General features: G+C 27.9%; 6 protein-coding genes. 5 read left to right on the top strand and 1 reads right to left on the bottom strand.

The window, feature by feature from the left end; all coding sequences use genetic code 11:
* Nucleotides 1–159 precede the first annotated feature (159 nt).
* Genes HRT41_02870 through HRT41_02850 form a run of 5 tightly spaced genes read left to right on the top strand, consistent with a single transcriptional unit; the run spans nucleotide 160 to nucleotide 9,710 of the window.
* Complete coding sequence (locus tag HRT41_02870) at nucleotides 160–1,878, top strand: long-chain fatty acid--CoA ligase (protein ID NQY22944.1); 1,719 nt, start codon at nucleotides 160–162, stop codon at nucleotides 1,876–1,878.
* Between the two features lie 9 nt (nucleotides 1,879–1,887).
* Nucleotides 1,888–3,171, top strand: coding sequence for a thiolase family protein (locus tag HRT41_02865; protein NQY22943.1), 1,284 nt, complete (start codon nucleotides 1,888–1,890; stop codon nucleotides 3,169–3,171).
* On the top strand, nucleotides 3,164–5,263 hold the full coding sequence (locus HRT41_02860; protein ID NQY22942.1) for an enoyl-CoA hydratase/isomerase family protein: 2,100 nt from the start codon (nucleotides 3,164–3,166) through the stop codon (nucleotides 5,261–5,263). The genes HRT41_02865 and HRT41_02860 overlap by 8 nt, the downstream gene beginning before the upstream one ends.
* Nucleotides 5,251–7,608, top strand: coding sequence for an acyl-CoA dehydrogenase (locus HRT41_02855; protein ID NQY22941.1), 2,358 nt, complete (start codon nucleotides 5,251–5,253; stop codon nucleotides 7,606–7,608). The genes HRT41_02860 and HRT41_02855 overlap by 13 nt, the downstream gene beginning before the upstream one ends.
* A complete protein-coding gene (locus HRT41_02850) occupies nucleotides 7,605–9,710 on the top strand; it encodes an alpha/beta hydrolase (protein ID NQY22940.1) in 2,106 nt (701 codons plus the stop codon). The genes HRT41_02855 and HRT41_02850 overlap by 4 nt, the downstream gene beginning before the upstream one ends.
* Here the strand turns inward: HRT41_02850 and HRT41_02845 are convergent.
* Nucleotides 9,697–12,042 (bottom strand): PAS domain-containing sensor histidine kinase, encoded by a 2,346-nt coding sequence (locus HRT41_02845; GenBank protein ID NQY22939.1) that lies wholly within the window; start codon nucleotides 12,040–12,042, stop codon nucleotides 9,697–9,699. The two genes, HRT41_02850 and HRT41_02845, sit on opposite strands and share 14 nt — an antisense overlap.
* Between the last annotated feature and the right edge of the window lie 59 nt (nucleotides 12,043–12,101).

Raw genomic sequence — 12,101 nt, 5'->3', positions numbered from 1 at the left:
ACTGTACATATATATTTAAAATAATAATCACTATATTTATGATTAAATGTAAGATAAATTTTATTTAATTTAAAAAGAACTTAATATAAAAATATAAAATATTATTTTTTTTATTTTTAAATTATTTATTCTATACTTAGACTACATGAAGGAGTAAGAATGAAAACTTTACCTTTTAAAACCTATCAAGAATTATTTAAGTCTTTTACTAAAAGTGAAAATAAGTATTTTTTAAATTACCTCTTTAAAGGGGAATACAAAAATATTTCAACGAGTTTATTTAAAAATAAAGTTTTAAGTCTTGCAAAAGAACTAAAAAACATTGGCATAAAAGAAAACGATACTGTTGCAATCTGTGCAGTATCAAGCCCTTTTTGGCTTATTTTTGATTTTGCTTTGCATCAAATAGGCGCAGTATCCGTGCCCATTTTTGCTAACATTTCCATCAAAAACTTAAACTTTGAGCTTAATGATGCAAATATATCGTATATATTTATTGATGATAAAAACACAATAAAAAATATAAAAAAAGACCTTGTTTTTATTACCCATACTTTTGAAGATTCTAAAAATAACTTTTATTGTTTTGATGATCTGTTTTATTCTAATACCTTACAACAAGAAATACACGCAGATGATATTTATAAAACAAATGAAAATGATATTTTTTCTATCATTTATACCAGCGGAAATACAGGAACACCTAAAGGAGTAGTATTAAGTAATAAAAATATTATTTCACAAATAAATGATATTGATTTCCTTATTCATTTAAAAAAGGATGAAATTATTTTATCCTTACTTCCTTTGGCCCATATTTTTGAGCGAACCGTAATGTCTTATTATTTAAGCAAAAACGTTAGTATTTATTTTGTAGATGAAATAACAAATGTGGCAAACTTACTTAAAATAGTAAAACCCACCATGATGACAGCAGTGCCAAGATTATTGGAAAAAATATATAATAAAATCAAAACAAACATAGAATCAAAACCTTTAATAAGTAAAATCCTTGCAAGCTTGGCTTTTTCTTATGCAATGAGATATGACATCAATAAACAAGGTTTCATTTATAAACTTTTTGACAAAATAGTTTATATAAAATTCAGAGAGATATTTGGCTCACGCTTACAAAAACTTGTTTCAGGAGGCGCTCCTTTAAACAAAGATATCTGTAATTTTTTTGTAAATATTGGAATTAATATTTACCAAGGTTATGGTTTGAGTGAATTTTCTCCTGTTATTTCCACAAATGCTCCTGATGCACAAAAAGTGGGTTCTTGTGGAAAATTACTTAAAAGTGCTGAAATTAAATTTCTTGACAAGGAGATATTAGTAAAAGGCCCTTCTTTAATGAGAGAGTATCTTAATCAAAAAGAACTAACTAAAAATACTATTGATGATGAGGGCTGGTTACATACGGGAGATATTGGACATATGGATGAAGAAGGTTATTTATATGTAAGCAGTAGAAAAAAAGAAATATTTAAAAGCTCCACAGGAGAATATGTCAATGCTGTTTTTTTAGAGCAAGAACTTTCAAAAAACAAATACATTGAATTTAGTATTATTATTGCTAATAATAAAAAATATGTAAGCGCTTTACTTTTTGTTGACAAAGACAAATATCTTTTAGAAAAACAAAAGAATACGGACTTAAGCATTGAAGCTTATTATGCAAATAGGAGTATCATAAATGAGATAGATAAACATATTAAAAAAATCAATAAAAATTTAAACTCATGGGAACGTATTGTTAAATATACACTCATTCTAAATGATATTTCAATTGAAACGGGAGAATTAACACCTTCAATGAAAATATGTAGAAATAAAATAGAGGAATTATATGAAGACCAAATAAGCACAATGTATTAGGAGATTTTTATGAAAGAAAAAATTGTAATAATTGATGGTTTAAGAAGCCCAATATCAAAAGCTGGTTTTGAATTAAAAAACATTCAAGCAGATACTCTGGGTGCTATTATAACAAAAGAACTGGTTCTAAGAACAGGTATTTCTTATGATGCATTTGATGAAATAATACTTGGAAATGTTGCTCAACCGGCACATGCAGCCAATATTGCAAGAATCATTGCAATAAAAGCGGGTTTTTCACAAAAAACACCTGCGTATACGGTTCACCGTAATTGTGCTTCTGGAATGCAAGCCATATCTTCAGCAATTGAGAAAATAAACAGCGATCAAGGTTCTTTGTATCTTGTGGGGGGAGTTGAATCTATGAGTAATATTCCCCTACTTTATCAAGATGCTTATAAAGATTTTATTACGCAAATAAGCTATAGTAAAAGTCTTGCTCAAAGGTTAAAAATCTTAAGCACTTTTAAACTAAGTCACTTAAAACCTGTTATTGCTTTACTTTTAGGATTATCTGACCCTATTTCTGGTCAAATCATGGGTTTAACCGCTGAAAATCTTGCAAATGAATTTGGAATTTCAAGAGAAGAACAAGATGAATATGCGCTACTCTCACACTTAAAAGCACAAGCGGCACAAGAGAAAAACATTCTTGATGATGAAATACATGCAATAATTACCAAAGAAACATCTTTTTTTAAAGACAATGGAATACGTTTCAATCAAAACATGCAAGCCTTAGAAAAACTAAAACCCATCTTTGATAAAAATGCAGGAACAGTAACTGCTGGAAATTCATCTCAAATATCAGATGGTGCTTGTATGTTAATACTAAGTACCCAAAGTAAAGCAAAAGAATTAGGCCTTAAAGTACTTGGCTGTATTAAAGATTATGCTTATGTTGGACTTGAAGCTAAAAGAATGGGATTAGGTCCTATTTATGCTACAAAAAAACTTTTTGATAAAACAGGAACTTCTTTAAAAGACATAGATCTTATTGAATTAAATGAAGCTTTTTCAGCCCAAAGTTTGGCCAATATTAAAGCTTTCAACTCCAATAGTTTTTGTAAAAAGACCTTTAACTCTCCTGCTCTTGGAGAAATAAATCCGGACATTTTAAATGTCAATGGAGGAGCTATTGCGTTAGGTCATCCTGTTGGAATGAGTGGAGCACGTATTGTATTAAGTGCACTTAAACAATTAAAAAGAACAAATAAAAAAACAGCCCTTGCTACTTTATGTGTAGGTGGTGGACAAGGTGCAGCATTTTTATTGGAGGCTTATAATGACTAATATACTTTTAAAAATACAAAATAATATTGCCACGCTAGAAATTGATTGTAAAAATGAAAAAGTTAATATTTTAAGTTTGCAAGTACTTAATGAATTAGATGAAAAACTTAATGAAATTATTCAAAACAAAAGTATTAAACTTTTACTTATACAAAGTGGCAAAAAAAACACTTTTATAGCAGGCGCTGATATAAAAGAAATTCAAACTTTTAAAGATGAAGAAGAAGTATTAGGCCTTTTAGAAAAAGGGCACAGCATATTTAACAAATTGGAAAACCTAAACATTCCTTCTGTTGTTTATATTAATGGTGCTTGTATGGGGGGAGGATTAGAGCTTGCTTTGGCTTGTACCTATAGAGTAATAAGTGCACAAAGTAAACTTGCTTTTCCAGAAGTGAAACTTGGTTTTTTCCCAGGGCTTGGAGGAACACAAAGAGCACCTAAAGTTATGGGATTAATTAATGCTTTGGATTTAATCTTAAGTGGGAAAACCATTGATGCAAAAAAAGCCTATCGCATTCAATTAGCGGATGCAATTTTTGATGAAGGACAAAAAGAGTTTAAATTAAAAGCGTTTATTAAAAATGTGCTTAATCATAAAATTAAAAAAAGAAAAACTTTTTCTCTTCTTGAGTCTTGGCCTCTTAGAGAATTAATTTTTAGCAAAGCGCTTAAAACCCTTAAAAGAAAAGTAAATAAAGATTTTAAAGGTCCTTATATTGCGCTTAATATTATAAAAAAAACCTATCAAAAAGATTTTAAACACGGTTTAGAATTAGAAGCCAAAGAATTTTCAAAACTTGCTGTTTCCAAAGAAGCAAAATACATGATAGAGCTGTTTTTTATGTTTGAAAAATACAATAAAAACTTTACAAAAACAAAAGATCCCCTTTCAAAAGTTAGTATTTTAGGCTGTGGAGTAATGGGACAAGGAATTATCTGGCTTTTCTCAAAATATCTTAAAGAAGTAAGAATTAAAGATATTTCTTTGGATTATATACAAGGCGCTTTAAAAAAAATAGCCAAACTTTATGATTTCGCATTACAAAACAGATCTCTTAGTAAAACACAAGTTGATTTTAATATGAATAAAATTTCTTATACAAAAGATTTTTCTGGAATGAAGGATATAGAGTTTGCGATTGAAGTGATTTTTGAAAATGAAAAAGTTAAAAAACAGGCCTATAAAGAATTAGAAGAAGTATTAAACCCTGATGCAATAATTGCAAGCAATACCTCTTCTATCTCAATTGAGACCTTAAGTCAAAATATAAAAAATAAAAAGAACTTTTTAGGTGTTCATTTTTTTAATCCTGCAAACTTAATGCCTTTGGTTGAAGTAATACCAAGCTCACATACTTCTAAAAAAACAATAAATAGAGTTTTGGAGTTATTGGTTTCTTGTGGAAAAACACCTATTGTTGTAGGAGATTGTGCCGGTTTTGTAGTCAATAGAATTTTACTTCCTTATCTTAATGAAGCTGCTTTTATTTTAAAAGACAGTTCCAGTATTACTCAAATCGATAAAGTTTTAAAAGATTTTGGAATGCCAATGGGACCTTTTGTTTTAGCAGATACTGTTGGTATTGATGTGGGTTATGAAGTAAGTAAGATTTTAAATAAAGCCTACGGGAAAAGAATGCCTATAAGTGATATTTTAATAAAACTGCATGAATTAAAACTCTTTGGGAGAAAAACACAAGAAGGTTTTTATACCTATGAAGGCAAAAACATACAAGAAAACCAAAGTATAGAAAGCATGATTAATGAAAACAGAAAAGACATTTCAAAGAATGAAATATTAGATCGGTGTTTATTAATTATGATTAATGAAGCAGCACGATGTTTAGAAGAAAATATCGTGCAAGATGCGAATACTATTAATTTTGCAATGATTACAGGAACAGGTTTTCCACCTTATAAAGGAGGACTTTTATCTTATGCCAATGATTTGGGTTTAGAATACATAGTTAAAACCTTAAAAAAACTTCAAGAAGAACAAGGTTTACGTTTTAAACCCTGTAAGTTATTATTGGCTTTAGAAAAAAACAATCAAAACTTTAATACAGGAGATACATTATGGAAAGTTTAATTTTTATATTTATTTTATTATTATTGGCATATTTTTCTTACCCCTTATATTTATGGTGTACTGTAATTGTGATATATGCTTATGTCTCAGATGTAAGTTTGAGTTTAATAATGGTTTTTATTTTCTTTTCTTTGTTTTTTATTATTAAAGATTTACGTCTTTCTTTTATTTCTAAAAACTTGGTTCTATTAATAAAAAGAAAAGCTTTACTGCCTAAAATATCTTCTACTGAAAAAGCAGCCCTAGAAGCTGGTACAAATTGGGTGGAAAGCAATTTTTTTAAAGCACAAGTTGATTTCGAAGCCATCAAAAATCAAAAAATTACGCACTTAAGTAAAGAAGAAGAAGATTTTTTAAACAATGAAGTTAATACCTTATGTGAAATGAGTTCTGATTGGGAGATTTTCCAAAACAGAGATTTAAGCCCAGAAATTTGGACATATATAAAAGAGAATAAATTCTTTGGTATGATTATTCCCAAAGAGTACGGAGGCCTTGGTTTTTCGGCAACTGCCCATTCTCACATAATTGAAAAACTCGTTTCGCGCTCACAAGTACTAGCAATTACTATTATGGTTCCCAATTCACTAGGACCTGCTGAACTAATATTAAAACACGGTACTCAAAAACAAAAAGACAAGTACTTAAATAACTTAGCGTTGGGAAGAGAAGTTCCTTGTTTTGCTTTAACAGAACCCAATGCAGGGAGTGATGCTACTTCGATTACTTCAAGTGGTATTTTGTTTAAAGATGAAAATAATACTATAAAAATCAAACTAAATTTTACTAAACGTTATATTACTTTAGCAAATATAGCTACATTGATTGGTTTGGCTTTTGTTTTAAAAGATCCTGATCATTTATTAGGAGAAAAAGAAGATTTAGGTATTACTTTTGGATTAATTAATGCTAATACAAAAGGAGTTGATAATTCAAAACGTCATGATCCTTTAAATATTCCTTTTGTCAATTCTCCTTTAGATGGAAAAGATGTCATTATTGATCTAGGAGACATTATTGGAGGACAAGAAGGAATAGGACAAGGCTGGAAAATGCTTGTTGAGTCTTTATCAATAGGACGCGGTATTTCTTTGCCTTCCGTCTCTCTTGGTGGTTCTAAACTTGCATTAAGTGTAAGTACTTATTATACTTCTCTAAGAGAACAGTTTGGTTTAAGTCTTAGTCATTTTGAAGCAATAGAAGAAAAAATTGCCAAAATTGCTTCTTATACTTATATGTTAAATGCTGCTAGAAACTATACGCTGGATGCTATTGATGCGGGTGAGAAACCAGGAGTGGTTAACTCTATTATGAAATACCATGCAACAGAAAAATTCAGAGAAATAATAAATGATTCTATGGATATTTTGGGAGGAAGTGCGATTATGAGGGGACCTAATAATCTTTTAGCCCATGCTTATTTTGCTCTTCCAATTTCTATTACTGTTGAGGGTGCTAATATTTTAACACGAAATCTTATGCAATTTGGACAAGGTTTAATAAAATCACATCCCTTTATTACCAAAGAAATACAAGCCATTGAAGAAGAAAACATTGAAGCTTTTGATAAGGCTTTTTTCTCTCATATTTCTTTGGTTTCTCATGCTTTTGCTAAAACTGTTTTTTGTTTTTTAAGCAGAGCTTCTTTTGTAAGAACAAAAGGTGAATTTAAAAACTACAAAAGAAAACTTCTTTGGGCTTCTGCGCAATTCACTTTATTAACAAATATTGTTTTAATAATAGTAGGGCCTGCTTTGAAAAAAAGAGAAAACTTATCCGGACGTTTTGGGGATATACTTTCTTATTGTTATTTAATAACAGCAACCTTACGAGAATTTGATAACAATCCTAAAGAAGAAAATAAAGCTTTGGTTGATTATTTTTGTTTGTATGCTTTTAATGAAATTCAAAAAGCTTTTGAAGATATAATCAGTAATATAGGTGTTTTAAAAATATTCTTGCCAATTTTACGATTAAATCCTATTGCATTAAAAGCAAAAGATTCTTTAAACAATACCATAGTAACAAACCTTAAAAAAGAAGAGCATTTAAATGCTTTATGTAAAAATATTTTTATAAGTAAAGATAAAAAAGACCGTCTACATCTTATGCAAGAGGCTTTTATTTTAAATAAAAAATACGACAAACACTTTAAAGAAATTAAAAAATCTGTAAAAGAAGGGAAATTAAAAAAGGATACAATGAACAATATCTTAGAAGAAGCGCATCAAAAAGAAATGATTAATGCTTCAAGTTTACGAGCAATGAAAAGAGCTTATAAAATGAAACAAGAAGTTATTTCTGTGGATTCTTTTAAAGTAAAAGAATATAAGGCTAATAAATGAAAAAAAATGATTTGTTATTAGATTCTACGGGATATGTTTTAAATTTATTAGAAAAAATATTGGATGCTAATATTGAAATAAAAGGAATAAACAATATTCCTAAAGATCATCCCAGAATCTTTGTTGCTAATCATTTTACACGTACAGAAGCTATTTTAGTTCCTTTTGCTATGTACAATTTAAACAATAAAAAAGTAAGCGTTATTGCAGATGATTCGTTATTTCATTCTGTTTTTGGTAATTTACTTAAAAATATAGGAGCACTTAAAAAAACAGATCCTTCTAGAAACAATATTATGCTTGGGAATCTTTTAAGTGGTAAACAAGATTGTATGATTTTTCCAGAAGGTTTGATGGTAAAAGCAAAAGATATCAGAAAAGAAGGCAGTCATTATTGTGTTAATGTGGATGGGGCGTGCAAAAGAGTGTATACAGGCGCTTCCTTTTTTGCTTTATATTCTCAATTATTAAGAGAAAAATATTTAAAACACGATATTAAAAACCAAAAAAAGTTCCAAAGAAAGTATTTTCTAAAAGATCTCTCTTCCATTAGCCAAAAAGAAACAATGATTGTTCCGATTAATATTTCTTATTCAAAAATCAGAGCAGGCGAGAACTTCTTGATGCGAATGATGGACAATATTTTTCCAGAAATAACAGAAGAACTCAAAGAAGAAATAGAAATAGAAAGCAATATTATTTTAAACTCATGTATGACTATACAAATTTTAAAACCTATTTCTTCTAAAGAAATTTTATTTAATGCCTATGACAAAGAAAAAAACCATAACAAAATTATAAACACCTACCGTTATGATTTAACACAACAATTTATGACTCAAGTGTATGAAAACTTATGTATTTCTTTTGATCATATTTTTATTCTAAGCCTCTTTTTATATGCAAAAAAAGAAATCCATATTAACCATTTTAAACGTTTATTGTATTTAATTATCATGGATATAAAAAACTCCAAACTTTCTTTTCACAAAATACTTACAAATAGATCTTTAGATTTAATCGCTTATGAAGAACATGAACATTATGAAGATGCTCTAAAGCAGTGTTTAAAAGATGAAATAATTACTATTGATCAAGATATCATTTCAATTAATAAAGCAAATCTTTTAAATACTTTTACTCACGATAGCATTCGTTTAAAAAATATTATGCATGTTGTGCTTAATGAGATTCTAATTATTAAAAAAGCCAATGATATTGTAAAAAAATATGCCAGTAAAGATTTTGATGAAATAAACAAAATTTTATACACACTCTTACTTACAGAAGAAAAAAATGAATACGAAGAAGATTATAATTTTTACTCACAACATGAAGGAATAAAAGATAAAAAAATTGGACAGCCTTTTTTATTAGAAGCAAGTACCCAAACCTGTGTTATAACTGTGCATGGTTTTTCTTCTGCCCCTAAAGAAGTAGAGAAACTCTCCATTTATTTGTATAAAAAAGGTTTAAGTGTTTATGCTCCAAGACTAAAAGGACATGGAACAATGCCTCAGGATTTAAAAAATATTGCTTGGACGCAATGGTATGATTCTGTAAGTAAAGCAATAATAATAGCAACCTTAAAATATAAAAAAGTATTTGTTTTGGGCTTTTCCACAGGAGGTTTGTTATCCATTTTATCAACCAAAAAAAACTATAAAGAATTTGCAGGTTTGATTTGCATTAATGCTGCTTTAAATTTAAATGATATTAGAATCAAAGCATTAATCCCAGCTGTTTCTTTTTGGAATGATTTACTAAATTCTTTTAATGCACATACGTATACGCTGGAGTATCTAAACAATAAAGCACAAAATCCACATATAAACTACGATAAGTATTATATTAGTTCTATTACTCAATTAAGTTATTTAATGAAAGAAACAAAAATATTTTTAAAAAACTGTAAAACACCTATTTTTGTTATTCAATCAAAAAATGATCCAGTTGTTAATCCAAGCTCTGCTTATGAAATTTATAATGCGGTTGAAAGTAATGATAAAAAACTGCTAATTATTGATTCTTATTTGCATGTAATAATTACCCATGACAATGAAACTCTTTTTGAAGAAATCAAAGATTTCATTCTAAAATAAATGTAATTTTAAACTCTGTTCCCACATCTACCATGGAGTTACATTTTATGCTTCCTTTTAATTTAGACGTAACAATATTATACAAAATATTTAAACCCAAACCACTACCACCTTCTTCTCTTGCTGTTGTAAAAAAAGGATCATATATTTGTGCTAAATATTCTTTTTTAATACCTATACCGTTATCACTGTAGCTAATATGAATACGTTTCATATCTTGTTCTAGGTGTATATTAATAATGCCTTCTTCTTTGTTTTTAAAAGCATGTGAGATAGAATTCATTACAAGATTCGTAATGATTTGAGAAATGGCACCTGGGTAAGAAGATATTATTATCTTCTTCTTACATATTATATTTATTTTATGTTTTGTTTTTTTGGTTTTATTCCGAATACTTAATAAAACTTCTTTTACATACGCTTCTAAATCAAAAGTTCGTATCTCCTCACTGCTTTGATCCACTGCAATTTGTTTAAAACTTTTAATTAAATCAGCGGCTCTTATTAAAGAAGTAGTTATGGTATTGGCTAATTCATTGGATGTCTCTAAATAAAGCTCAAAATCTTTTTCATCCAGTTTATTTTCTTTATAGGACTTTTCAATATCGCAAGTAATATCACTAAAATGTGTAATTCCCATCAAAGCCAAACCTATAGGCGTATTTATTTCATGAGAAACACCTGCTACTAAAGAGCCCAACGATGCCATTTTTTCGCTTTGAAGTAAATGTTGATGGCTTTGTTTGGAACTAGAAATTAAGCGCTGTAACTCTTTATTGGATTCTTCTAACTCTACTGTACGTTCATACACAGTGTGCTCCAAATTGGCATTTAATTTCAAAATCTTATTTTGAGCTTGGCTTAGTTCTGTAATATCAGAAATTGAGCCTTCTATAGCTATTAGTTTATAAGAAGAGTCGTAAACACCAATACCTATTTCATATACTGTTTTAATTTCATCGTTAAAAGTTTTTATTTCATATCGGATATGATAGGGGCTTTTATTTTCTATTGCTGTTTTAATTTTTTCTTTATACTCTTTTTTATAAGAAGGCAAAATAATATCCAAATAAGAGGGTTTTGATTCTAAAATTTGTTCTTTGGTATAGGCAATTAATTCAAAAACTCCTTTACTTAAATACTCGATTTCATCAAAATAAATATTCTTACTTCTGTATACAATACCGGGAAGATTATCCAGTAAAGAAACAACTTGAGCTTCACTTTCTTTAACAACAATGTTAACATCCTCAATTTCTAATGTGCTTTTTTTCATTTTAAGCATTTTATTAATCAAAAAAATCATAAAAAATAAAGAACAACTTATAAAAAAGAGTAAAAAAGTAAATACATATTCATCTTCATGAAAAAGATTATGTCCTATTTCTATTTTATTTAATATGATAGAGTCTTCTGGAAAAATATCTCTATAGATATTAAAATCAGAAAGTTTTTGTTCATTAAAGGTAAATATTCTTAAGTCATATTTTACAATTGATTTATCTAAAATATTTCCTTTTAACAATACTTTTATCAATAAAGCATAACTTCGTCCCAACAGTTCATTGGAATAATCCAAAGATCCCAAAAAATTATTCTTTTTTAGTTCATAAGATGACATAGCATAAACTAAATTATCATCAAACAAAGATTTAAAAATATTTTGATAATTTGTTATTTTCTTGTTATTTATAAAATTAAAATCATATATAATAATAATTGTATCTTCTTTTAAAGCATGTATTTCTTTTCTTATATTTTGAAGACTAGTACTCTTGCTAAATTCAAAACTATAATCATAATCATTTAAAAAGATATCTTCTTTTATCTTTTTTAGTTTATCTTGTGTTTGTTTTTTTTGATCACTTAAAATGTATATGTGATTAATATTTTCATGATGATCTTCAATATATGCAATCATTTTATGTATACTGTTTTCTTCTTTTATAAAAGAGAACTTACTATTTTTATCATCAAAAACAATATTATTAACTTTTGAAACAATCACTTTTGCATTAGGAAAGAGTTTGTGTTTGTATTCTCGTAAAAATTCATAGGAGATTTGATTCGTAGCAAGGATTAAATTAATATCTGTATTTTTATACTTATCTAAATAAAATTTGCTTAATAATTCAAAATACTCTTTTTGTTCAAAATTCTTATAGTTTAAATACTCATTGTATAAAACATAAGGCATGTTAACACCCGCTAATTCTTTTTTAAGACTTTGTTTGATTTCAAGCGAATTTTTATTTAGATTATCATAAGAATAAAGATTTAAAATTCCAAAAACCTTAAGTTCAGGTGTAGTATTAGCAAAAAGTGTTCCCATAAATATGATATATAAAACAAATAATTTAATTTTTATGTTACGCCTTTTAATTTTTTGCA

This window comes from Campylobacteraceae bacterium (assembly GCA_013215945.1).
In the GTDB taxonomy this organism is placed as follows: Bacteria; Campylobacterota; Campylobacteria; order Campylobacterales; family Arcobacteraceae; genus NORP36.
The sequence above is the reverse complement of the archived record's forward strand: the minus strand, read 5'-3'. Positions and strand labels throughout refer to the sequence as shown.